This window comes from bacterium (assembly GCA_021372615.1).
GTDB lineage: Bacteria > Armatimonadota > Zipacnadia > Zipacnadales > UBA11051 > JAJFUB01.
Genome location: JAJFUB010000121.1, coordinates 1 through 24,943, shown reverse-complemented (window position 1 = coordinate 24,943; position 24,943 = coordinate 1). Strand labels below are relative to the sequence as shown.

Sequence of the window (24,943 nt, the reverse complement as noted above, 5' to 3'; positions counted from 1 at the left end):
CGACATTCGCCGACCTGAATGTCTGCTTGCCCGTCCCGGATCGGTAACATATGCGATCAGTATTGCAGATTCTTCTGAAATATGCAATACTAACTGCATGTTCTACCGAGAGGCCTGGATCGAGCGGGTTGAGGACGTGCTTCGGCGTGGCCGGATCGTCTGGCTGTCAGGCGTCCGGCGTGTGGGCAAGACCATGTTGTGCCAGAGCCTGGCGGACGTGGAGTACCTGGACTGCGAACTCCCGACAGTGCGTCGGCGGCTCGAGGACCCCGAGGTCTTCTGGCGAGGCCTGGAGGGCAAGCGGGTGGTGCTTGACGAGGTGCAGCGTCTGCCCAACCCCTCCGAGGTGCTGAAGGTCGCGGCTGACCACTTTCCGACGGTCCGTGTTGTCGCCACTGGCTCCTCGACGCTGCAGGCCTCTGGGAAGTTCAGGGACAGTCTGGCCGGGCGGAAGCTTGAGGTGTGGCTCACGCCCATGACCTACGCCGACGCGACGACTTTTGGCAACACCGACGTGACCCACCGCCTACTTCGCGGCGGGCTCCCGCCGTTCTTCATGGCGCCGGACTTGCCGCAGCTTGAGTACCAGGAGTGGTTTGACTCCTACTGGGCCCGCGATGTGCAGGAGCTCTTCCGCCTGGAGCGCCGCTGGGGCTTCCAGCGCTGCGTCGAACTCCTGTTGGTACAGAGCGGCGGGATCTTCGAGGCGACAAAGTACGCCGGGCCGTGTGAGATCAGCCGTACGACCGTGCACAACTACCTCCGCGTCCTGGAAGCGACGCGAGTAGCCCAGGTGGTCAGGCCGTTCTCGACCCACAAGCCAACGGAACTCACCGCGGCTCCCAAAGTCTACGGCTTCGACACCGGTTTCGTGTGCCACCAACGTGGCTGGGAAACGCTGCGACCGGATGACGAGGGCAACCTGTGGGAACACTATGTGCTCAACGAGTTGCAGGCGGGACGGCCGGGCAGGCCAGTCAACTACTGGCGTGACACCCATGGGCACGAGGTGGACTTCGTCATCCAGTTCCGGGCACAGCCCCCGATCGCGATTGAGGCCAAGCGCTCCGTGTCAGCCTTCGAGGACCGCAACCTCGTAGCCTTCAGACGCCGCTACCCTGAGGGGGAAAACTGGGTCGTGGCCACTGACGTGGGGGAGCCGTACCGGCTGCGGGTAGGGCAACTCGAGGTGGAGTGCCTCGGGATCGAGCACCTGGCCGCCCGCCTCCAGGCCCTCCCGTTCGCTTGACAGTGGCCCCATGTCTCCGTTAGATTCAAGATATTGATATAAGGAATCTCGCCCTCCTCTATGGACCTTGGCGCCCTGCGCAAGCCGTCGCGCGACAATAGCGTCCCGCTCTATAGTCAGATCATTGAGGTCCTGCTCGAAGCCATTCGCGAGGGGAAGCTCAAGCCTGAGGACCGTCTGCCCACCCAGGAGGAACTGACCCGACACTTCGGCGTCAGCCTCGCCCCGGTCAAGCAGGCCCTCAGCGAGCTGGAGGAGCGCGGCATCATCACGCGCCGCCAGGGCCTGGGCACCTTCGTCCGCGACACCACCCCCTTGCGCGAAGAGCGCATCCTCTACACCCGCATCCCCTGGTTCACCCGCGAGATGAAGGAGCGCGAGATCACGCCCTCCTCGCAGATCCTCGCGCTCTACGTCTTTCGCGCCGATGAGGACCCCGAGGCCCAGCAGCAATTGCAGTTGTCCCGCGCCGACAACATCGTGTGCCTCAAGCGCCTGCGCCTGGGCGACGAGGAGCCCATGTCGATCCAGACCTCGTACTTCGCGGAGCAGCGTGTGCCGGGCCTGGCCCAGCGCGGCCTGCAGCCGGGCGAGTCGCTCACGGAAGTCCTGGCCCAGGAGTACGGCCTGGAGATCGCCGCCGCCCAGCAGCGCATCATAGCCGCGGCGGCCGACGAGGAGACCGCCGCCCTGCTCCACGTCTACACCGGTAGCCCCCTGCTACTGGTCCAGCGCACCGCCTACCTCAAGGACGGCCAACCCCTGGAGTTCCTCCGCGACCGCCGCCACCCGTCGTGGACCTTCACTGTCTGGCTGACGCGTCAGTAGCTGGAGCGCGGGCTTTCCAGCCCGCGCCCTTCATCCGTAGTGCGGACTTCGACCCCGCCGCACGGCTACGCGGGCTGGAAAGCCCGCGCTCCCACGGCTACAGCGCCCCCAGCCGCACGATCTCCCGCGCCACCGCCGTGCGCCACCGGTCATAGTCCTCCAGCCCCCACCCGTTCGGCACGTTGAACCGCCCCCCGACGCTCCGCTGCCCGTTGGGCGCGGTCGCCGTTCGCTCCCACTGACACTCGATGTACCGGTTGCGCGAGCGCACTCGCTCCCAGTCGAAGCTGGCCCGCATCCGCTCCAGCACCGCCCGCGCCGCCGCAGCCTGCTGGCCCTGACCTCGCGCCTCTGCCCGGGCGATCAGGCCTCCGAGCATCTGCACATAGCGCAGGTCGTCCACGCCTTCGCGGATGCACTCCCACATGAGCGACGGCCCGCCGGGCGCACCGGCTTCCGGGATGGCCGGGTAGGTATACATCATGTCCGTGTAGGCCCCATCCAGGGCGTTGAGGGGGCTGCCGGACACCCCCTGATACGACCATGTGAACTGCCCCGAGACGCCCTGCAGCCACAGGAAGTAGCCGTACGCCAGGCGCATGGTCGGCAACTCGGGGAAGAACGCGGCGTCATTGATGTTGTACGACCACAGCCGCTTGCCCCACTGCTCCGCCTGTTCTTTGAGGCTCCCCCACCACCAGCCATCCTTTTCGAACCAGATGGGCTTCGTCGAGAACCGCTCAGTGAAGATGTCGGTGACGGGCAGAGCGCGCGCCAGGGCGCCCTTGAGGCGCTCATCGTCGGTCGAGAAGGGGATATGGTCCACCTCCACGGTGCCCCCGGCCGCTTTGATGAGTTCGCTCTCGGCAGCCCACTGCGCGAGGTACCCCGCGTTCGGGCGCTGCTCATACGACCCCGGCTCGTCTATGGGCTGGAAGACGATCCCCGGCCAGCGTCGTGCCTGGCTCTGCCGCAGGATGGACTGGATCACTTGTTTGTGCAGGGCGGCGAACTCCGCGCTGCCGGGCTTGGCCTGCGAGCCGCACCACTGCCAGATGTCCCCGCTCATCAGCCACAGCACCGGCTGCGAGAACCCGGCGTCGCGATAGGCCTCCATGAACTGCTCGAAGCCGCAACTGCCGTCGAACTGCACGCCCGCCACGCCGTTCTTGAGCACGATTTGGCCGTTGAGGCCCCCGCAATAGCCCACCGAGGTCATGCCGTGGGCGCGCATGTCGGCACAGTGGTCGCGTAGCCAGTCAGCGCCTCCGCGTAGCGCCCAGAGCTGGTCATACATCCCCAGCGACACGTTCTTGGGCTCCGCCAGGACGAAGGGATACACGTGCAAGGTCAGCTTCAGCCGCGTCGGCGTGCCCCGGGCCGGGATGAAGGTGACAGCCCCGGCATAGTCACCTGGCGTGGCGCTTGCCGGCACCTGCACTGTCAGCCAGAACTGCTTCGTCTGCTGCGCCGCAAGGCTGACTGGCGAGGTCGCGTCCAGCATCACCGGGGCGTGCATGAAGGTCTTGCCGCTGAAGGAGACGCGCAGGTTCCGGCAGGCCACCGACGCGACGCGGATGCTGCCCTTGGGGATACGCTTCGTCCCGCTGACCAAGTCGTCCACGCTGACCCGGCACGCGCCCAGGTCGGCCGCGGCGCGCACGGCGAAGGTGACAGGCTCATCCTCCCCGCGCGCGGCGGACACGCGCAGCTCCGAGACGACGTCCTCGGCCCCGGGCACGGTGTCCGGGAAGATCAGGTCGAGGGTGGGGCGCGCGAAGAGGACGTAGCCGCCGGGGCCCATGGCCGCCGGGGTGGCCGGAACACCGGGCTGGTGCTTGACCTCCACCATCCCCTCGTGCACGAGATCGCGCGTCTTGACCCACTCGGTGGCCGGACTGATCGGCGGCTCCTCGCGCACGCGCTCGGGGTCCACCTTCAGATCCGCTGGCCCCGCGGCGACCGGCACGAACTTGAGGTAGCTGAAGTACACCAACCGCCCGATGTGACGCAGGAGCACCGTCTGGCCGGTCATGTCCACATCCGTCGCTACCAGGATGTCGCGGTTGGTGTGGACGGTCGCCGTGCCTAGCGCCGGGCTGACCGTGTAGGCCAGCTCGCGCCCGCTGAGCTTCACTTGCAGACCTGTGACGGCGTTGACTTCGCGCAGGTTGATGAACAGGTGGTAGCGCCCGCGCAGGTTCGGCTTCACGGTCAGGTCAGGATACAGGCCGCCGGCCTGCGCCGTGAGGATCGTGTCGCCCCGCGCCGCGAAGCCGACCTTACGCTGGAACCACAGGCCGGCCGCCGCCGCACCAGAGAGCGCCGACGCCGGGGAGAAGCACGCGGTGTCCGCGGCGGTAATGTAGACCGCCGGGTCATCATCGGCCGCGGCGAGACCGAGAGCCATCGTGAGGCCGAGCAGGGCCAGGATCACAGGTCGCAGAGCCGTCATGCGCTATCCCTTCTCCCCGTAGCGGATGGTGGTGATCCCGTCGGCGGGCACACGCTCCACTGTCTGCTGCCTCCCGCCCGGCCAGGTGATCTCCACTGTGAACGGTCCCGTCAGGTTGTTGAGGCCGAAGTGTAGCGTCAGGTCATTCTGGTTGCCTTCGCCCGTTCCTGCTTCCACCTGTCGGGTGAGGGTCCGGTTGCGCAGCAGCACCCGCACCTGTGCCCCGATGGCCGAGCGGCTCACGGCCTTGCCATCGCCCTGCAGCCGCACGGCCAGCCAGTGCATGTCCGGCGTCCCCTGGTTCTCGAACAGGCGCCCGGCGCTGACGAGGTCGAGGTCGCCGTCATTGTCGTAGTCGCCCCACGCCGCCTGGTAGGTCGCGGCCAGCTCGCCCAGTCCGGCCGCCGCCGTGGCGTCGGCGAAGCGGTAGCGGCCATCGTTGCGGTACAGCACGGGGTAGTTCTTGCGCCCGAAGGACGCGGTGGCGTAGACGGTGGTGAACAGCAGGTCGAGGTCGCCGTCGTTGTCGTAGTCGCCGGCGGCGGGGCTGGCATAGGACTCCTGGTAGTACACGCCGCAGATCCCTAGGTCGTCGAAGACATGCTTGCCGGCCGCCCCGCGGTTGCGCAGGAAGCGCGACTTGGGCTGGTCGCCGCGGTCGTCCACGTGGGCGAAGTTCCCGGCGAACAGGTCAAAGTCGCCGTCATCGTCGAAGTCGCCCCACGCCGCCCCGATGGAGTGCCCACCCTCGAAGCCCGGCGAGGTGGCGATCACGTTGTGCGCCTCAGCCCGGTCGGTGAAGCGGCCCGTCCCGTCGTTCACCCACAGCCGGTTGGGCTGCAGGCGGTAGTCGGACACGTAGGTGTCCAGGTCGCCATCCTGGTCGAAGTCGCAGGCCGTCACGCCCCGCGCGCGGTAGCGGTCGTCGGTCCCGGCCAGCCGGAACGCCTTCCCGCCCTCGTTCATCAGGATCATGCTCGGGTAGGTGATGTTCTTGTTCCAGTCTTCATAGCCGCCGACGTACAGGTCCACGAAGCCATCGCCGTTGAAGTCGCCCCAGCACGCGCCGCGCGACACGCACGGGGGCAGCTCCGGCAGCGCCGCCGGGCTGAACCCCTTCCCCGCCTCGTTGTGGTACAGCTTCAGGTTCGACCACGAGAACAGGTCTACCCAGCCGTCGTTGTCATAGTCAGCCGCCACCGCCGCGCCCACGCCTTCGGTCAGCTTCGCGAAGCCCTGCCCGGCGTTGTTGTGCCACACGACGCCACCGGCGACGAGGTCGCTCCAGCCGTCGTTGTTCAGGTCCGCCCAACACGCCTGGCCATTCCCCAGCCCGGGGCACAGGTCGGCAGTGCGGTCCTTGAAGACGGGGGTGGGCTGGGCGGCGAAGGAGGCCGTGAGGTAGAGGGCGAGGCAGACGGTGGCAGCGAGTCGAGCGGACATGCGTGGCTCCTGGGTAGAGTGTCTGAGGTGCGGGCGCGCAGTGCTGACGGGGTGGGAGACGTTACCCAATGCCTCCCGCTGGATCCTCGTCGAACTCCAGCTTCACCACCAGCGCCGTGCCCGCGTGCTCGTTGACCGGCAGGTCATACAGCCGCAACGACGGGCCGGGATCGCGGAAGCGCTCCGGCAGGCGGTCCAGGCGCGTCTGCACCGGCTCGCCGGTGTTCAGCAGCGTGGCCGTCCGAGGCAGCTTCGCCAGCGGCGCCAGGATGACGGCGTTGGTGCGCGGTGGAGTCACCAGGTGGACATAGAGCGTGTTGCCCCGCCGGGTCAGCAGCACCTCGCGGTTGACGATCAGGTCCGAGCAGGGCTCGACAGCCACCAGCGCCTCCTCGACGCGGTGGTACCAGTCGCCGATGGTGCGCAACATGCGCACCGCCCGCTCGGGGAGGGTGCCGTCCGGCTTCGGCCCGACGTTGAGCAGATAGTTGGCGCCGCGGGCCATCATCCGGTCAATGCTGCGAATCAGGTGGGCGTCGGTGTAGTAGTCCTCCTCGGCGCGGTAGCCCCAGCTCTCGACGCCCACGGCCTGGCAGGCCTCGGTGGGGCGCTCGAAGGCGAGTAAGTGCTCGCCCGTGGGGTCATAGTCGCGCTCGGGGGTGCTGCAGTCGCCGGCCTCCTCGGCAGGCCAGGGGGCATCGAAGCCGCGCCCGTTGATGATCGCGTCCGGCTGCAGGGAGCGGATCAGCGCCCGGAAGCGCGGATCGAAGTGCTGGATCACATTGGCGTCCCACCAGAAGCCGTGCAGGTGGCCGTAGTTGGTGCACAGCTCGCGCACCTGCGCCTCGACGTAGGCCAGGTACCTGTCCAGGTCGGGCTCGTCGCCGGGGTCGGGGGCGGGCAGCTCGTAGCTCCGCCCGGCGTTGGGGTAGTTGGGGTGGTGCATGTCGGCGACGGAGTAGTAGATGCACAGGGCCATGTCGCGCCGGTGGCAGGCCTCGGCCAGCATCGCCAGTACATCGCGCCCGTACGGGGTGTTCGTGACCTTGTAGTCCGTGTGGGCGCTGTCGAACATGCAGAACCCGTCTATGTGCTTGGAGGTGAAGGTCACATAGCGCATCCCCACGCTCTGGGCCAGGTCGAGCCACTCGTCGGGGTCGTACTTGACGGGGTTGAAGCGCTCGATCTGGCGGGCGTACTCCGCGCGCGGCACCGGCCGGCGGAACTGCTCCTGCTCATGCCATTCCCCCAGAGCATACAGCCCCCAGTGGACGAACAGCCCGAAGCGTCGCTCGAAGAACCAATCGCGGCCATCGTCAAAGCGTGGGATCATGTTGCGCCTGCTTCCATGTGGGAGCCTCACCCGGTCCGCAGAGCCTTCCGGCCCAGCTGGCCCCGCGTGCCCGGTCCGACGTTCAGCGCCACCGCCGACGGACTGAGCCACCTCATGCCTTCGTCGTCGGCTCGCGGAGCTTTCCGATGGTGTCCTCATCAACCCCCAGCACTCGCAGCGCCCCAGTGCCCGCACTCCACACGTGATGCGCGTAGCGAGGGCGTAGGTCCGCCGTCGTCCGAGCGGCATCATTGCAGTATGACTTCACGCTGCGGCGGATCTCGTCCACAGCTCGCACATCGCCCACAGCCGCGGCGGCATAGCACGCGGCGACAAAGAGCTCTTCGCTGTGGAAGGGTCGGCGGATGTGCTCTAGGAAGAGGTCTGCCGCATCGGCGTCCCTCAGTGCTGCCAGGGCTCGAACGCAGCCGGCACGTATCCCCTCATCGTCGTACCTACTGAGCACACCGCGCAATGCCCCCGCTGCTCGGGCATCGCCGATCTCGCCCAGCAGGCGGGCGACAGCTACAGCGCGGCTTCTGGCGCCCGACGCCACGCTCAATCCCAGACCCCTGGTGAACTGGAATGAGGCCCAAGTCGAGCAGCTTGATGAGAGTTCGTCCAACAGGGCCTCTACCGCGGCCGGACCAAGCTTGAGCAGGGCGGTCTCGGCGTATTGCTGTTCGTCCGGCTGCCTGTACAGCATCGCGATGAGCACCTGAAGGCGCAGCCCCTCGGCGGCACTTCCGCCGATGCATCGCAACTCCTCGGCCTCCTTCACGCCTGCGTCGCGGTCGCGCACAGTCCGGCGTATCCGCCATAGGCGGATGGCCTCGATAGGTGACCACATATCAGGCCTCCAGCCCCAGTCCTGCGACGGCCGCCTGCGCCACGCGCATCATGTTGCCGCCGAGGATCTGGCGAATGTCGTCGTCGCTGTAGCCGCGCTGCACCATGCCCACGGTCATCAGCGGCCAGTTCGTCCAGGCCAGGCTCTCGCGCTGCTCGGGCTTCTGGAACTTGGGGTCATACAGCGGGTCGTTCGGCCACCAGAAGTTGTTCCAGCGCTTGCGCTCCTTGACGCGCGGGTACTTCGACCACTCCTCCGCCTGCCGCTGCGGCGTGTACGAGGTGTCGCTGCCCAGCCCGACATACTGGGCGCCGTAGTTGCGCACCACGTAGTCCACGTGGTTGAGCACCTCGACGATGGTGCCGCTGCCGCCCAGGAAGCCCGGCACCCAGCAGATGCCGATCATGCCGTCGGTGTCGCAGATGGCGCGGATGACCTCATCGGGCTTGCAGCGGTGGTGGGGCTGCAGCGCGGCGCAGGCCGAGTGGCTGGCGACCATCGGCTTGCTCGAAGCCTGCGCGGCCTCCAGACTCGTCTGCCAGCCCGAGTGCGCGCAGTCCACGATCACGCCCTGTTTGTTCATCTCGGCGATCACCATGCGCCCGAAGTCGCTCAGGCCCGCGTTGGACGACTCGGCGCACCCCTCGCCGATCATGTTCCGGCGGTTGTAGGTCAGGTGCATCATGCGGATGCCGAGCTGGAAGAAGATGCGGATGAAGCGCAACTCATCGTGGGGCGTGATCCAGTCCTCGACCAGCGGCACGCCGTTGCCGGTGAAGTACAGGCAGTGCCCGCCGCGCGCGTGGGCGGCGCTGATGTCATCGGGGAAGGCCGCGCGGCAGACGAAGTCGCGCATCACGTCGGTCGAGAAGGTGAAACGCGCCAGGCGCCGCGCCAGCCGCATGGCCGTCTGCCCCTCTTCCCCGGCGTTCTGGAAGATGCAGTTGACGCCGGCGAAGTCGAAGGCCTGCTTGAACTCCTCGCGCTCGGCGGGCACGGTGGCCCAGCGCGTCATGCTCATGTCCTCGCGCAGGTCCTGCAGCTCGACCGCCGAGGCCCCCTCCTCGGCCGCGGCGGCGAGGGCCGCGCCGTCAAAGCAGGCATTCGGTGCGAAGCCGTAGGTCTCGAAGACGAGGGCGTCGCGGTGGAGCTCCAGGCCGTGCTGCAGTTGGGCCTCAGTGGGCCGCAGCAGGGCCAGGGCGGTATTCCAGCATTTCTGTACGTGGTCGTTCATGGTGGCCTCCCGGGCTTGGCTGGGTGGGGGTTCGTCGCAGTCCGGGCGGAAGCCTCCACAACGGCAGCATTTCTGGGCCCGTAGGCAGGACAGACTGCGGCGCGTGGCGAATGGATCATAGGAGGTACTTATCCCGATAGCAGGAGACCGTCACCATGCCACGCCGCGGCTTCACCCTCATCGAGCTGCTGGTCGTCATCTCTATCATCGCCATTCTCGCCGCGATCTTGTTCCCTGTCTTCGCCAAGGCCCGCGAAAAGGCCCGACAGTCGGCCTGTCTGTCCAACACCAAACAGATGAGTCTGGCGATGCTGCAGTACGCGCAGGACTACGACGAGCAGTTGCCGTACAACTCCCGCACCGCTGCTGGGGGCGGCTGGTGGTATACGCGGATCGGGCCGTATATCAAGAACGACCAGATCTTCATGTGCCCCAGCAAGAGCCCACATGTCAACGCAGTGCCCACCGGAGCAGACATCAACTACATCAACGACTACACATGCAACCACAACATCTACTACTCAGGCTACGGTGGGCCGATGACCGCTCTCGGCAAGATTGACAAGCCAGCCGAGTGCATGCTCCTGTGCGACAATGTGTCCGCCTGGGACTACATGTTCCCGCCCTGGTGGTCGAACTACACCCACTGGCACAATGAGGGCTCGAACGTGGCCTTCTGCGACGGCCACGCCAAGTGGGTCAACCGGACGGCCCGCTGGAACCAGTTCCCCGGCGAGTTGCTGTAGACTGGCTGTGTAGCCCACTGAGACATGGACGGGCGGCGGCGCTTGATGCGTCGTCGCCCGTCTCATGTTCTGGCGGCTACAGCAGGGCTTTTCGCCACCGACTGCGAACTGACTTCGCAGTCCCGTATTGCGAGGTCCTGCCATGCGCCTGCTGCTCGTCGTCGCCGTACTCCTGAGCCTCTCCCCCGCCTGTGCCGCCGACCGCAACATCGCCGTGGCGGCGAAGGTCACGGTCACTCCCGAGACGGAGCCGGGCGCTGTCCTGGCGCTGCTCGATGGCCGCCTGGAGACCCAGCTCACTTTCGCCGTCAAGACCTCGGGCGAGGGAACCATCACCTTCACCTTCGACCACCCGCGCCTGGTGTCGGGGGTGCGGCTCTACCAGGACAACGATGTGTACTATGCGACGGCCTATGCCCTCGAGGCGGACGCGGACGGCGACGGCACGTTCGAGCGCGTTCTGGCCGAGACGAAGGCCGCGGCGCAGAAGCAGTGGGCCGAGCACCGCTTCGATCCGGTCAAGCTCGCGGCGCTGCGCTTCCGGTCCACGGCGGGCGTGTCCAAGGGCCTGCGGGCCCACCCCTGTCTCGCGGAGCTGCAGATCATCGGTCAAGCGGAGGCGGGCGACATGAAGAGGGCATCGGAGTTGGGCCTGGCCGTGGCCGCGGTGGATGCGGTGCGGCCTCTGGCGCGCGAGACGTCGCTGCTGGTCGCTGGCCGGGCCCCGGCGGTGCTGGCCCCCGAGGACAAGGCCTATGACGCGGCCCGGCAGGCGCTGCTGCAGGCCCTGGCACCCTACCACCCGGAGGTGGTGGCGACTGTGGACGCCGCCGCGCCGGCGCAGCGCACCGTCATCTGCCTGGGGAACATGCTCAACAACCCGCTCATCGAGCGGCTGTACTGGAGCCGCTACACGTTCGTGGACAGCCTCGTGCCCGGGCGCGGCAACTACCTGCTGCACACCGTCTACGACCCCTATCCCTGGAACGGCGGCCAGAACGTGCTCATCATCGGCTGCAGCGACCCCACCGGGGCGCTGCCGGCCGTGCAGGCTTTCGCGGGCCTCATCCACGACGGCAAGGTGCCCTATGCGGTGCAGGGCGGCCCCAAGCCGTTGGTGTCGCCCGAGGCCGCCGCGAAGATCGCGGGGCAGAAGGTCAACCCGACCTTCGAGGAGTTCCTGAAGCACTCCACCGACTACCTGAAGACCGGCTGCGAGGCCTATGCGCGCAAGGCAGTGGAGGCTCTGCAGACCGTGGCCGGGCTGTATGCCGACGACGGCCAGCGGCGCAGCCCGAAGACCGACCGCCATACCGTCCTGCCGTGGAATGAGGAGACTCAGTCCTTCGCCATCAACTGCGCGTGGGACGCCTTTGAGGAGAACCCGCTGATCGGCGAGGACCTGCGCCTGGCGGCGACCAACGCCTTCTTGCAGTTCACCCGCGATCTGGTGCGCAACGTGTCGGGCTGGGGCACGCTCGGCGTCGAGGGCGTCGCCCCGGAGTACAACCACACGACCTTTCCCCTGCTCGGCGTCTACGGCGGCGCTCGGTACTTCCAGCGCTACTACCAACTGTCCGACATGCCCGACAAGCTGCAACGGGCGCACACGGCCTTTCGGGCCCAGGCGCGTTCGTGGAAGGCGCCGGAGGACTCCGATGCCTACCTCCCACTCGTTCCCGACCACATGCTTAGCTACGCGCTGGCCGAGAACGACCGCACCTATCTGGAGAACGGCAACCTGAAACGGTATGCCGACTACGTCGTCGGCGTGCTGGACAATCGGGGGCTGGGCAGTGGCTTCGGGGACTCCGGCTTCTCGAGCACCCCCGGCCAGGCCCTGACCGCCTTGCCCCCGGCGCTGTGGTGGACGCAGGACCCCGGCACCCAGTGGCTGCTGCAGCAGTACACCAGCGGCGGCTGGCAGAACCCGTTTGACCGCGGCCTGCAGCCCGAGCGCCCCGACCGCTTCACCGGGCTCAACGCCTTCATGCTCGACCCGACCCTCTACCAGCGCATCCAGACGCGGCCGACGTACAACGAGCCGTTCACGCGCTCTGAGGTCGCCCCGGAAGAGGCCTTCGACAAGGTGAGCTTCCGCGAAAGCTGGGACGTCAACGCCCAGTACCTGCTGCTCGATGGCGTGGGCCGGGGCCACCACCTGCACTTCGACACCAACCAGATCGTGGAGTTCGTCGAGGGCGGGGAGCGGTGGCTGCTGGACCATGACTACCTGATCCGCAACACCACCGAGCACAACATGCTGACGGTGCTGCGCGACGGGCGCGGGGACCAGCTTGTGCCCAGCCTGGCGGCGCTGGCGGCCCACGCCGACCTGCCCGGCCTGGGCTATACCGACAGCCAGGTCCGCAACTTCAACGGCTGCGACTGGCGCCGGCAGATCCTCTGGCAGCGGGGCGAGAGCTTCCTGGTCGCCGACACGGTCACGGCGCGCGAGGCCGGGGACTATGACTTCGAACTGACCTGGAAGACCATAGACAGCGCCGGCGAGCAGCGGGTCGTGGGCGGCCGCAACCTGGTCGCCGAACGCGGCGCGGGGTCGGCCAGGACGCAGAGCTGCCTGGTCGTGGACGACCCCGAGGCCTCCGGGGGCAAGGCTCTCCTGATGGAGCAGGGCGCATCCCGCATCGCCTTCGGCGCGGCCCTGCCGGAGGGCGAGTACCGGCTGAAGATCATCGGCTATGGCGCCGACAGCAGCAGCGACTCGCTGTGGGTATCGGTGAACCTTGGCCCGAACCTCGCCTTCCACATGCCTAAGCTCAAGTATGGCAGCTCCACCGGCGATGCCGCCAATACGGCGGAGTCACCGCTCGTGACGCTCCAGGGCCAGGGACCACACCTGCTGATCGTGACCTTGCGCGAGAACCCGGCGGTGCGCGTGGACCGCTTCGTGCTCGTGGATGCCGCCGGCAAGGAGACGACCTACGAGGCCGAGGCGCTCCCGCCGGCTCCGCAGCCCAGCACCGACCTGAGCCGCTACCTGCACATCAAGACCACGTCGCCGGTGCGTGCTTTCGTGACCAACCACGAGCGCGCGGGCATCTCGGTGCCGGTCAGCCTCTACCACCAGCGGCAGGCCGGGCAGCTTGCCGCCGGGCAGAGCCTCCGTTTCTGCTCCCTGATGTACACCAGCCTCCCCGCCCACCGTCGCGACCTGCAGCCGGTGGAGGCGGCGCCGAACCTCGTGGCCCTGCAGGGCACACGCCCGGCGCTGGCGCTGCTGGGGCCGGTGGACACGGGAGGCCTGAAGGCCGAGGCCCAGGCCGGGCTGATCGCCGCCGAAGCCATCGCTCTGTCCGGCATGACGCAACTGCAACTGGGCGAGCTGCACCTGCAGGCCGCGCCGGCCCTCAACGTGCAGCTTGACCTGAAGACCGGGAGCGCAGTGGTGGAGAGCGCGGGCGCCGCGAAGCTGACGGTCGGTAGCCAGAGCTACGACTGCCCCGCGGGCAAGCAGACCGTCACCGTGAAGCTGCCGCCGCTGACGCAGGCCCGGCAGGCGCTGGCGGCGCTGCTCCAGACGAAGCCGGCGGCGGGCGCCACAGCGGCGCAGGCTGCGGCCGCCGACAAGCCCGCCTGGGTCGCCTTTGGCACCGATGCCGAGGTCGGCGTGGTGAAGACCGCGGATCTGCAGGATGGCGGCGGCCCCCGGCTGCTCGTCGGTCGCGGGCCGCTGGTGCATTGTCTGGACGCGCAGGGCAAGCAGCTCTGGCAAGCGCAAGTGGGCGGGAGGGTCAAGGACCTCGCCGTTGCCGACTTGCGGCCGGAGCCGGGCCTGGAGGTGCTGGTGGGCTCGGCCGACACCTATGCCTACATCATCTCCGCCGTCGGACAGGTGCTCGACAAGCACCAGATGCGCGGCACCCCGTGGGCCCGCAGCTTCGGCGACAACGCCTACCCGCTCTACAACGTGGGCGCCTGGGACGTGAACGGCGACGGGCAGCCCGAGATCGTCGTCACCATGAAGAACTTCGACCTGCAGGTGCTCGACCGCGACTGGAAGCTGCTGTTCAAGAGCGACTGGGCGCTGCACGGCTCCATGCAGCTCTCCTTCGAGGCCGCCACGGGCGCCAAGCCCGACACGATCTTCGTGGGCGACAAGTACGGCTCGGTCGTCGGCATCAACGGCGACGGCAAGCGCGTCTTCCAGTCCTATACGTCCATCGGCGATGTGTTCTACGGCGTCGGCGACATCAACGGCGACGGCAAGACGGAGGTCATCAACGCCTCCTCGACCGGCGACACGGCCGCCAGCGACTTCGCCACCCGCCAGGAGCTATGGCGCTTCGACAACTTCGGCTACCCGACCAACCGGGTGAGGGTCGCGGATGTGAATGGCGACGGCAAGCCAGAGGTGCTACTCGCCTCGGGCACCGGCTATCTGTATGTCCTCGACGGGGCGGGGAAGGTGCTGTGGCGGGACCGCATCGGTGTGGGGGTCAATGATGTGCTGGTGCTGCCCGGCGGCCGGGTCGTCTACGCCGATGAGGGCGGCCTGGTGCGGGTCGCCAACGGGGCGGGCAAGGTGACGAAGGAGTGGCGGACGGAGGCAGCGCCGCGGCTGCTGGCTGCGTGTGGCGAGCGAGTGGTGGTGGCGATGGCGGACGGGCGGATGGTGGGGTTCGGGCTATAGTGGCGCGGTACGCCCGACACTCCTGTCGGGCGTCGGATGGAGGTGCCCGACAAGAGTGTCGGGCGTACCAGGGCACGGGCCCGACAAGAGTGTCAGGCGTACCAAGGCATGTGCCCGACAGGAGTGTCGGGCGTACCGGAGGTGCTGCCATGTCCTCTTTCCGCGAAGCCGGCTGGGTCTGGGAGGGCTTTGCCACACACGCCGGGGTCAAGCCGACCCTCTACGGCGTCGGCGAGGGCTGGCGCTGGTTCGGCGTGCCCGGCGTCAACTTCATGTTCCACCCCAACAACGAGATCGCGTTCCGCAAGCTCCAGGACGCCCCGCGCGTGGTGGCCGACATCTCCAAGTGGGACTTCCAGTACGCCCGGAATGAGGGCGGCTACGAGATCGGCTTCGTGGGGGTGCACGACCCGCGCCCCGAGCGCATCCGCGACGAGGCGGCGAACCTCCGCCGCCTGGCCGCGCAGTTCCCCAACCTCGCCGGGGGCATCATTGACGACGCCAGCAACATGTTCGCGCATGACGCCTACGGCGCCGGTGGGGCGGCGGCGGTGCGCGAGGCCCTCGGGACCGACCTGGCGCTCTGGGTCGTGGTGTATGCCAACCAGCTCGACCAGCCCGAATGGGCCCTGCTCAAGCCGCACATGGACGTCGTGAACCTGTGGCTGTGGAACTGCCAGGAGATCCCGCACCTGGCCGACCATGTCGCCCACTGCCGGGCCCAGTTCCCCCGGCAGCGGGTCATCGTCGGCAGCTACCTGCACGACTTCCCGAGCCGCACCAACATGCCGCTGGACCTGCTGGCCCAGCAGTACGAGACGATGCTGCGACTATGGGAACAGGGTGCGATCGAGGGCTTCAATATCCTGGGGGCGTTCTACATAGACCAGGCCCCCGAGCAGGCCGAGTGGGTGCGGGGGTTCCTGGCGAAGCACTGACTACTGCCCCGCCAACCACTTCACGTGCCCGTCCACGTAGGCGAAGTTGTCCCCGCCGTTGTGCCGATGCGCCAACTTGACCTTCGTCAGGTCGGCCGCCATGCTGGGCTCAACGTGCCCCACCTCAAACAGCGCGATGGTCTCCGCCGGGTCGGCAAACTGCGCCAGCGGCTTCTTCGACAGTGTCGTGTTGTAGGTGTAACCCCAGGGGTTCACCGGGCAGACGAAGATCCGCGCGTTGCGGCAGTAGGGCATGAGATCATCGCGCCACGTCTCCGCCGGCGGCAGCACCTCGTCATGGTCCTGCGCGTACATCAGGATCGCCAGCATGAGCTGCTTGAGGTTGGACTGGCAGGCGGTCTGGTCGTCGGTCTGGACGCTGCCCCCCAACTCGACGTTGCGCAACACGATTGGCTCCTCCGCCCCGGTGGTCGCGCTCATGCTCTCGGCCAGGAGCACATCCCAGGTGCCATCCTCCTGTCTGCGCAGTACCAGCGTCGTCGGCAGACTGTAGGTCGCGATGGCCTGCACCCGGCATTCATCCCCGGTGACGGCAGCCTGGCCGGTCACATGACTCACGTGCCGGGTCAGCGGCGCGCACAGCGCTTCGCCGATGATCTGCTCCACCATCGGCTGCCCCTGCCGTTCGAGCAACGTGCGCAAGGACTCCACCTCACCCGGCAGGCGCATGAGCTGTGCCGCCGCCTCCAGGTCCCAGCGGTCGCACGCTTCCAGATACGCCTTCGCCACGGCCGCCGGGTCGCGCCGGTTGACCTCCTGCGCCGATGCCACCGTCACGGCCGACAGCATGGCCAGCATCGCCAGCACCACTGTTCGCATCGTCCTCACTCTCCCGCGTCTTCCTGTTGTGTGAGAACACGCCGCGCGGCGGATCGTTCCGCCGGTAACCTGCCTACATGTCAGCAGGGGGCAGGTGCGTGCCCGACCGGCGGCGAATCCCCCCGCATCACTCACAGGAGCCACCCCATGTCTGAAAAGCTGAATATCCTGTTCATCGCCGTGGATAGCCTGTCGGCGCGCCACATGAGCTGCTACGGTTATCCCTTCCACACGACGCCGCACCTGGACCGCCTGGCCGAGGAGGGCGTGCTGTTTGAGCAGAACTTCTGCCCGCACGTCCCCACCACGTCCGGCTATGGCACGATGCTCACCGGCCTGGACTGCTTCTCCAACACGCTCGTGGCGCTGCGGCATGAGGGCACCATGCCCGAGGACGTGAAGTCGCTGCCCGAGATCCTGCGCGAGCACGGCTACGAGAGCACCTGTGTGGGCTTCCGGGGCAACGCGGCGGCGCGGGGCTTCGACAACTACATTGACTTCAAGGGCTGGGGCGGCTGGGACGAGCGCCCGCTGACCAAGGCCGACAACCTCAACGAGGTCGCCATTCCCGAACTCAAGCGGCTGGCGGCCGGGGACAAGCCCTTCTGCCTGTTCCTGCGCCACATGGACCCGCACAGCCCCTACCTCCCGCCCGCTCCCTTCGACCGCATGTTCTACTCCGGCGACGAGTGCGACCCGAGCAACCACTCGCTCGACGCGATGAAGGAGTTCAAGCCCTTCCGCGACTACCTGCTGTCCTGGATGCCGCCGGGCATCACCGACGCCGACTACGTCATCGCCCAGTATGACGGCGCCGTCGCCTACATGGACGCCTCGATCCAGGCGATCCTGCAGGCGCTGGACGACCTCGACCTGTCCGAGAACACCCTCGTCATCCTCAACGCCGACCACGGCGAGACGCTCGACGAGCATGAGTGCTACTTCGACCACCACGGCATGTACGACTGCACGCTGCATGTGCCGCTCATCCTGCGCCTGCCGGGCCTGCTGCCCGAGGGCCTGCGGGTGCCGGGGATCACGCTGCACCAGGACCTCGTGCCCACCCTCATGGACCTGCTGGACATCGAGCCGGGCGTGAAGCTCGACGGCAAGAGCCAGATTCCGATGATCACCGGCGAGGTGGCGAACAATTACAACGGCTTCTACATCACCGAGTGCACGTGGATGCGCAAGCACGGCTGGCGCACGAGCGAGTGGAAGCTCATGCACGCACTGGAGCCGGACTTCCACTTCAAGCCCGAGGTGGAGCTGTACAACCTGCTGGACGACCCGGGCGAGAACCACAATGTGGCCGACAGCGAGCCGCTCATCCTGGCGGCGCTGGAGCAGAAGCTCAACGACCACGTAGCCAGGCGCGAGGCCGAGACCGGCCGCCCGGCGCCGATCAAGACCAACCTGAACTGGCACGGCAAGGGTCTGGGCCGAGGTTTCGAGTCCTCACAGGAGGCCTACGACGGCCTGTACATCGGCAGCCCGAAGACCGCCGCGGCGCTGCAGGACAAAGAGAGCAAGGAAGGAAAGTAGCGGGCGATCCGGGACACCGGTCGTCGCTGCAAGCAAACGTCAGACGAGACGACAGGCGGCCTGCCGCCGGGCCCTCCCGGGGCAGGCCGTCTGCCGCTCTACTGAGCCGGTCACGGGCGTCTCGCGACGATGGCAGACAACAAGCAGGAACTGCTTGACAGTCTGAGACGTGATTACTATAGTGCGTAGTATCTTCTCCGGTATCGCCATGCCCGTGTCGTCTGGGGGAAGCCCCGATCGTCCCGCCATCAGCCCCAAACTCCCGCTCATCGGCGTCTCATGCCAGTGTCTGCCCTCGACGCCCGCGACCTTGCGGGTGTCGGGCATTCCACTTGTCGTGCATCCCCATGGAGGTGCGTTCGTCATACGTTCGCAGGTGATGGTCGGCGTCTATCTGGCAGTGTCGCTGCAGTGCGCCCTGGTGTTGGCTCAGAACAACAAGCTAGGGAAACCGTATGCGACCGAGAGCATAACCGGCGTGCCCCCCTCGCAAGGCGTGGCGCCCTCGTGAGCCGCTGCGTCGCTTGACGAGGCGGCGGTTGAGCTGGCCGCCAGGTTGGCGTCGCAGGGGCCGTCGCGCAAGGCCGAGGTGGTCAAGGTGGACCTGACGCTCAACCCGGCGGAGATCTGGGTCGCCCTGGGAAGCGGCGACGGAGCAGCCGTCGGGTAGCCCAGCCACGAAACGGGAGTTGACCGGACGGAGCAGAGACGGCATCGCGAAGCGAACAAGGAGAGAGGTTTCATGCGCGAACGAATGGGCCGGGTGCCGGACATGCTGGTGTTGGCCGCGATGGCCGTTCTACTGGCCATGGTGGTGGGGCCGGCGCTCTGGGCCGGCAACAGAGACACGCCTGAGGCGCGGGACCAGTGCTTCAGCAACATGAGGCAGTTGGGGTCCGCGCTGCTGCAGTACTGCCAGGACTGGGACGAGCGCATGCCCCTGGCCAACCGCTGGTGCACGGGAATGTTGCCCTACCATATGTCGCGCGCGCTCTACCAGTGTCCGGCGGTGGACGCCCAGTTCGGGTACGCCATGAACGGCAACCTGAGCCGGCGGTACCTGCGGGACATCCATGAGCCGTCGAGGGTGATCGCCCTCTACGACTCGGCCCGCCTGCGCCCCAACGCGTGCGACAACCCGGGGGATGGCCTCGTGATACCGGTGCCAGGGCGACACACCACGGGCTATGGAGCGCATGTGAACTGGGAGACGTTCGCCGACGGGCACGTCAAGTTCGAGGACCCCTGGGCGACCCGTTGGGGGACCTACACCCCGTGAGCCCGCACCGCCAGGGGGGCGGCGAACGCTGCCCCCCTGGCGCACCGGGCGCCGCACGGGCGCATGGCGAGATGCCGGAGGATACCAGCTCGGCCGGTTTGTTGTTCTTGACGAAGGGACCGGCTGGCCGGTATCGTTCAGGAGAACCCGCCAACCCTCATCACGAGTAACCCCTCCCCTGAGACGCGCGGCGTCTCTTGGGGAGGGGTCGCTGCGAAGCAGCGGGGGTGGGTCCGGAGGTTGAACACGTGTCTCGCACCATCGCACTCGCTGTCGTTGTGCTCTTCATCGCGCTGTGTGTGGGCTGTCAGCCCGGCGCGCAGAACCAGGCTCCCACGACCGGCGCCGGGCCGCTCGTGCCCGGGGCCACGCCGCAGCAGGCCGGCGGCAAGGTCACGCTGCAGCTCTGGACCATCTGGAACACCAGCCCGCGCCAGGACGCTCTGGCCGACATCATCACGGCTTTCCAGGCGGCCAACCCCGACATCGCCATCCAGACCAACGCTCAGGAGCCCGATGCGTACAAGACCAACATCCGCGTGGCTCTGGGCGGTGCTCAGCCGCCGGACATCTTCTTCGTCTGGAGCGGCGAGAAGATGCTGCACAACTTCGTGCGGGGGGGCAACGTCGCGGACCTCACCGCCGACCTGGACGCGAGCAACAAGGCCTGGCGCAGCCGCCTGGTCGCCTCCTCGCTGGATAGCTACACCTACGACGGCAAGACCTATGGTGTCCCCTACCTGCTGCAGTGCACCTTCTTCCTGTACAACAAGGACCTGTTCGCCAAGAACGGGTGGAAGGTGCCGCAGAGCTGGGACGAGCTGCTGGCCCTGTGCGACAACATCAAGGCCAAGGGCCTCACGCCGCTGGCGCTGGGCAACATGCAGAAGTGGCCGGCCAGCCACTTCCCGTGCGTGCTGACCCAGCGGCTGATCGGCAAAGCGGCGGCCGAGCGGCAGTATGACCCGCTCGGGCCCGGCAGCTACGACGACCCGGCCTGGACCAAGTCGCTCGACACCCTGAAGGACATGGCGGACAAGGGATGCTTCAGCAAGGCCCCCAACGGCGTGGACCGGGCCATGGCCCGCACGGGGTTCTACTCGGGCAAGGCCGCGATGTTCTACACGGGCACATGGGACTTCGCCCGGCTGTCCAAGGGCGGCGAGGCCCCCGAGAGCTTCTGGAACTCCTGGGACTTCTTCAACTTCCCGCCGGTGGCCGGCGGCAAGGGCGAGCAGAACTGCCTGGCCGGCTCGGCAGATGGCTACGTGATCTCGTCCAAGACCCCCAACCGCGCGGCGGCGGTGAAGTTCCTCCAGTTCATGACGGAGGTGCAGCAGGCCCAGCAGTTCGTGAGCAAGTGCCAGGAGCTGGTGCAGGTCCAGGGCGCCGTGACCGCCGAGAACGCCGGCCCGCGCCTGCGCAAGTACGCCGACATCGTTAAGGCCGCCCCGTGCCTATCGGCGTGGACGGACACGCTGATGGAGGAGTCGGTGGCCCAGGCGTACATGGGCGGGATCCAGAACCTGCTGGAGGGCAAGAAGACGCCGTCGGATGTGATGACGGCGGTGCGGCAGAGGCAGCGGGACGTGAAGCGGGAGCTGCAGGCGAAGGGGCAGTGAGCACAAGATGATGACCTATGAGCCGCGCTTCTGCTACACAGACTCGATGGTCAGGGATCTGATGACCATCGAGGGCGCACGCCAGCTGATCGAGGTGCTGCCACTGCCGCCGGATGCGGCGTTCCTGCTAAGGTATGAGGCGCAGAGGCAATCCACGCGCTACTCCACGGCGATCGAGGGGAACACCCTCTCACTCGAGGAGATCAGGGAAGCGCTGTCGCACTCGGACCGTACGGGCTCGCGCCAGCAGCAGGAGGTTCGGAACTACTGGAATGCCCTGGAGTGGCTGGAGCGTAGGCTGCCCGATCCCCTTGTCCAGCGTCTCATCCCCGAGACACAGCACCCGACCGAGTACGAACTGAGAGAGCCGGGACGTGTCCTCATCTCCGAGCCATTCATCTGCATGCTTCACAGCATGATCATCCCTCGCGGTCGAGGGCGGCGCCCGCGGATGAGCAGCTACCGCTCATCCGAGTGCCCCGTCGTAGACAGGGCGACGGCCACGATTGAGTATGGGCCACCCGCCCCAGAGGACGTTCCCGAACTCATGGAGGCGCTCTGCGGGTGGCGCATATCGCTGCTGACGCAGTTGCTCCCGGTTCCCATCCGTGCCGGAATACTAGCGTATCAGCTTGTGACCATCCATCCCTTTGACGACGGGAACGGCCGCACTGCCCGAGCCTTGGCCACCGCTGATCTGTGGTTAGGCGGCTACCGCATGCGAGGGTTCCTTTCGGTCGAAGAGGAGTACTTCAGGGACTTGAAGCTGTACTACGACAACCTGCAGATGGGGCTGCCGATGAACTACTACGAGGGCCGGAACGACCCCGACCTAACGCCGTGGTTGGAGTACTTCACGCACACGCTGGCACTGGCTGCGAACCGCCTCGGGTCCCGGGCCCTGTCGCTGCACAAGGCACAGCAGGCCGAGGATACGCCGTGGGAACACCTCTCCCGCCGACAACAGCAACTCCTCGTGCGACTGGCGCATTCGGCCGATGAGACCGGCGCACGGCCCTTCAGTCCCGCTGAGGTCGCCGACTGGTTCATGGTCTCGGCCACGACGGCGCGCACGTGGCTGCGCGAATGGCACGAGGAGGGCTTCATCCGTCCCTGCGCCGGCGCCGTGCGCGTCCGTTCCTGGGAGCTGGCGGAGTCCTACGGGAGCCTCTTGAAGGCGCTGTTAGCGCAACCTCAGGCCCCCGAATAACGCAAGTCAGATCGCGCCCCACGGACCGAGAAGGGCCCGTAGCGCCGTTCTCCGCCCTTTTTGCCCCCAAATAGCGCAAGTTGCGCGGCTCCCCTTAGCCCCAATTCCACGTCTCATTCCGCCAGCTTCCCCTCCCGCTCCAGCCACTTGTACAGCCACAGCGAGTAGAAGGCCGGGTAGATCGCCGAGACGATGACCAGTGTGAAGGCAAACAGAGGCGGCACGCCGACCAGGGCCAGCAGGGCGCCCAGTACCCCGCCCACGCCCATCGTCCACGCGGCCACGCGGTGCGTCGCCGTCCACACCGTCTCGCTCGCGAGCGTCCACGGCGTACGGATCCCCATCCAGAAGTTGGGCCCCACGCGCGGCATCAACAGGCCCAGGGCCGCCAGGAAGAGACAGAGCCCCGCGATCAGCAGCCTCCCCACGTCCACCCCCGGGTGCAGCGCCGCCTGCAACATGATCACCTGGATGAAGGCGAACATCGCCATGGCCAGCATGATGACCAGGTTCCACGTGTCGCGGAAGCCCTCTACCTTGAAGCGCCGGGGGGAGATGAGCGGGAGCACGAGCAGCAGTAGCCAGAAGCCGCCCATCATCGCCGGGGTCATGAAGGCGGCCGTCCCGCGCGGCCCCCAGCCGTCCACCTTGCCGGCCGCGTTCCAGTGGGTCGGCACGCGCTCGGGCAAGTGCGGGTACAGCCACAGGGCGTAGCCCACGGCGAGCGCGATGAGCAGGACGCAGAGGAGCTGGGTGGGGACGGTGCGCATGTCGGTGGCCTCCGGGAGGGCGGCAGGCTTGCAGGGGCGGGCCGGCGAATACTGCGCCATGCGTCGCAGCCCCGCCCTGGCCTACCTGTTGCTGCTGCCGGCCCTGCTGTTCTTCGCCGGCTACATACTATATCCGATTGCCCATACGTTTCTGCTAGGGTTCTCCAGCTGGAGCGCCGTGGACCAGACGCGGCTGGCGGTCGGGTGGAGGAACTACGCCGACCTGCTGGCCGACCCCAACTTCACCATGGCCCTGCGCAACAACGGCCTGTTCATCGTCCTGTCGCTGGCCGTGCAGCTGCCGCTGGCGCTGCTGCTGGCGGTCGGGGTCGGGTCGGCGCTGCGCCGCCATCAACTCCTGCGCACGCTCTTCTTCGCCCCCTTCGTCCTGCCCATCGTGGCTGTCGGCCTGGTCTGGCAGCTCATCTACGAGCCCAGCCTCGGGCCGCTCAACACGCTGCTGACCGCGGCGCACCTGGAGAGCCTCGCTCACGGCTGGCTGGGCGAGAGCGAGACGGCCATCTTCGCGGTCATCGCCGTCTCGTGCTGGCGCTATGTGGGCTTCCACATGATGATCGTGCTGGCAGGGGTGCAGGCCATCGGGGACGACCTGTACGAGGCGGCGCGGCTGGACGGGGCGACGGGCTGGCAGGCCTTCTGGCATGTGACGCTGCCGAACCTGCGGCGGGTGCTGCTCGTGGACGCCCTGCTCATCACCGTGGGCTCGGTGAAGATCTTCGACCTGGTCAAGGTGATGACCAACGGCGGGCCGGGGACCAGCAGTGACGTGCTCGCCACCTTCATGTACCGCACGGCCTTCACCGAGGACCGCATGGGCTACAGCGCGGCCATCGCCGTCATCATGCTGCTGATCACGCTGGCCTTCACGGTCGTGTACCTGAAGCTGACGGCCCTGGAGGAAGTGTCGCTGCCGGAGCGGGTGACACGGTGGCTCTGGCGCGTCCTGGGCGCATTGGCCGTGGGCGTGCTCTTCTGGCGGCTGCCACTCCCGCGCGCCCTCGGGGTGTTGCTGGGCGTCGCGGGGCTGGTGGCGCTGGCGCTGCTGGTCGGCCACCTGTGGGAGCGCCTGCCGCGCCGCCTCGGACGGACGCTCGGCGACATCGGCTTCGCCCTGCTGGCCGTGCTGACCCTCCTGCCGGTCGTCTGGGCGGCGCTGGGGTCGTTCAAGAGCCTCAACGACCTGATGCTGCAGCCCTGGGCGCTGCCCAGGCAGTGGCTGTGGGCCAACTACGCGGCTGCGTGGCACGGGGGGATTGGCCGCTACCTGCTCAACAGCGTGGTGGTGACGATCCTGTCGGTCGGGCTGGCGCTGGCGTGCAGCGCCCCGGCGGCGTACGTCTTCGCCCGGCTGCGCGTGCGCGGCGGGATGGTCCTGTTCGGCCTGATCGTCGGCGGCATCCTGCTGCCCGTCCATGCCTCGCTCATCCCGCTGTTCATCCAGAGCAACCGCCTGCACCTGGTCAACTGGCCGGCCCTCATCGGCCCGTACGTGGCCTTCGGGCTGCCGCTGATGGTGCTGATGCTGCGGGCGTACTTTGCGGGGCTGCCGCAGGAGCTGATTGATGCGGCGGAGGTGGATGGCTGCGGCCACCTGCGGACGCTGTGGCACGTGCTGCTGCCCGTAGCGCGGCCGGCGGTGGCCACGGTGTGCATCTTCCAGGCCTCGTGGGTGTGGAACGAGCTGCCGCTGGCGCTGGTGCTCGTGAAGGACAAGCTGTGGCAGATCCTGCCGGTGGGGCTGCTGAACTTCCAGGGCGAGCACGCGACCGACTGGTCGGTGGTGCTGGCGGGCGTGATGATCGCCGTCGTGCCCATCCTGGTGCTGTACTTCGTCTTCCAAAAGCACATCATCAAGGGCCTGACGGCCGGCGCCGTGAAGTAGGTCGTTGGAGCGCGGCTCTCCAGAGCCGCACAGGTTGTCCCAAC

The 24,943-nt window shown here is 67.5% G+C and carries 17 protein-coding genes; 10 read left to right on the top strand and 7 right to left on the bottom strand.

The window, feature by feature from the left end:
- Positions 1 to 97 precede the first annotated feature (97 nt).
- Both LLH23_17815 and LLH23_17810 read left to right on the top strand, forming a co-directional pair.
- The gene (locus LLH23_17815; GenBank protein ID MCE5240325.1) at positions 98 to 1,249 is read left to right on the top strand and encodes an ATP-binding protein; all 1,152 of its coding nucleotides are present in this window, start codon (positions 98 to 100) and stop codon (positions 1,247 to 1,249) included.
- Between the two features lie 60 nt (positions 1,250 to 1,309).
- The gene (locus LLH23_17810) at positions 1,310 to 2,077 is read left to right on the top strand and encodes a GntR family transcriptional regulator (GenBank protein ID MCE5240324.1); all 768 of its coding nucleotides are present in this window, start codon (positions 1,310 to 1,312) and stop codon (positions 2,075 to 2,077) included.
- Positions 2,078 to 2,174: 97 nt separating this feature from the next.
- Here LLH23_17810 and LLH23_17805 read toward each other — a convergent pair whose 3' ends face one another.
- The 5 genes from LLH23_17805 to LLH23_17785 form a co-directional block, all read right to left on the bottom strand.
- On the bottom strand, positions 2,175 to 4,532 hold the full coding sequence (locus tag LLH23_17805; protein MCE5240323.1) for a hypothetical protein: 2,358 nt from the start codon (positions 4,530 to 4,532) through the stop codon (positions 2,175 to 2,177).
- 3 nt (positions 4,533 to 4,535) lie between these two features.
- Positions 4,536 to 5,975 (bottom strand): CRTAC1 family protein, encoded by a 1,440-nt coding sequence (locus LLH23_17800; GenBank protein MCE5240322.1) that lies wholly within the window; start codon positions 5,973 to 5,975, stop codon positions 4,536 to 4,538.
- Between the two features lie 61 nt (positions 5,976 to 6,036).
- A complete protein-coding gene (locus tag LLH23_17795) occupies positions 6,037 to 7,308 on the bottom strand; it encodes an alpha-L-fucosidase (GenBank protein ID MCE5240321.1) in 1,272 nt (423 codons plus the stop codon).
- Between the two features lie 112 nt (positions 7,309 to 7,420).
- Positions 7,421 to 8,110: a hypothetical protein gene (locus tag LLH23_17790; GenBank protein ID MCE5240320.1), complete on the bottom strand. Its 690-nt coding sequence runs from the start codon at positions 8,108 to 8,110 to the stop codon at positions 7,421 to 7,423.
- Positions 8,111 to 8,159: 49 nt separating this feature from the next.
- Complete coding sequence (locus tag LLH23_17785) at positions 8,160 to 9,392, bottom strand: dipeptidase (protein MCE5240319.1); 1,233 nt, start codon at positions 9,390 to 9,392, stop codon at positions 8,160 to 8,162.
- 155 nt (positions 9,393 to 9,547) lie between these two features.
- Here LLH23_17785 and LLH23_17780 point away from each other — a divergent pair, with 155 nt between their 5' ends.
- From LLH23_17780 to LLH23_17770, 3 genes are all read left to right on the top strand, one after another.
- Positions 9,548 to 10,138: a DUF1559 domain-containing protein gene (locus tag LLH23_17780; protein MCE5240318.1), complete on the top strand. Its 591-nt coding sequence runs from the start codon at positions 9,548 to 9,550 to the stop codon at positions 10,136 to 10,138.
- Between the two features lie 142 nt (positions 10,139 to 10,280).
- Complete coding sequence (locus LLH23_17775) at positions 10,281 to 14,792, top strand: hypothetical protein (protein MCE5240317.1); 4,512 nt, start codon at positions 10,281 to 10,283, stop codon at positions 14,790 to 14,792.
- A 149-nt stretch (positions 14,793 to 14,941) separates the two neighbouring features.
- Positions 14,942 to 15,730: a hypothetical protein gene (locus LLH23_17770; protein MCE5240316.1), complete on the top strand. Its 789-nt coding sequence runs from the start codon at positions 14,942 to 14,944 to the stop codon at positions 15,728 to 15,730.
- Here the strand turns inward: LLH23_17770 and LLH23_17765 are convergent, their stop codons facing one another.
- Positions 15,731 to 16,570: a hypothetical protein gene (locus tag LLH23_17765; GenBank protein ID MCE5240315.1), complete on the bottom strand. Its 840-nt coding sequence runs from the start codon at positions 16,568 to 16,570 to the stop codon at positions 15,731 to 15,733.
- A gap of 147 nt (positions 16,571 to 16,717) precedes the next feature.
- Between LLH23_17765 and LLH23_17760 the strand changes: the two genes are divergently transcribed.
- The 4 genes from LLH23_17760 (at position 16,718) to LLH23_17745 (ending at position 22,226) form a co-directional block, all read left to right on the top strand.
- Positions 16,718 to 18,115 (top strand): sulfatase-like hydrolase/transferase, encoded by a 1,398-nt coding sequence (locus tag LLH23_17760; GenBank protein MCE5240314.1) that lies wholly within the window; start codon positions 16,718 to 16,720, stop codon positions 18,113 to 18,115.
- Positions 18,116 to 18,857: 742 nt separating this feature from the next.
- Positions 18,858 to 19,394: a hypothetical protein gene (locus LLH23_17755; protein MCE5240313.1), complete on the top strand. Its 537-nt coding sequence runs from the start codon at positions 18,858 to 18,860 to the stop codon at positions 19,392 to 19,394.
- A gap of 248 nt (positions 19,395 to 19,642) precedes the next feature.
- A complete protein-coding gene (locus LLH23_17750; GenBank protein MCE5240312.1) occupies positions 19,643 to 21,016 on the top strand; it encodes an extracellular solute-binding protein in 1,374 nt (457 codons plus the stop codon).
- A 7-nt stretch (positions 21,017 to 21,023) separates the two neighbouring features.
- Positions 21,024 to 22,226 (top strand): Fic family protein, encoded by a 1,203-nt coding sequence (locus tag LLH23_17745; GenBank protein ID MCE5240311.1) that lies wholly within the window; start codon positions 21,024 to 21,026, stop codon positions 22,224 to 22,226.
- 113 nt (positions 22,227 to 22,339) lie between these two features.
- Here LLH23_17745 and LLH23_17740 read toward each other — a convergent pair whose 3' ends face one another.
- Positions 22,340 to 22,996 carry a DUF1648 domain-containing protein gene (locus LLH23_17740; protein MCE5240310.1) on the bottom strand — a complete coding sequence of 219 codons (657 nt, stop codon included), beginning with the start codon at positions 22,994 to 22,996 and terminating at the stop codon, positions 22,340 to 22,342.
- Between the two features lie 58 nt (positions 22,997 to 23,054).
- Between LLH23_17740 and LLH23_17735 the strand changes: the two genes are divergently transcribed.
- Positions 23,055 to 24,899, top strand: a complete 1,845-nt coding sequence (locus LLH23_17735) for an ABC transporter permease subunit (GenBank protein MCE5240309.1) — start codon at positions 23,055 to 23,057, stop codon at positions 24,897 to 24,899.
- The last annotated feature ends 44 nt before the right edge of the window (positions 24,900 to 24,943 follow it).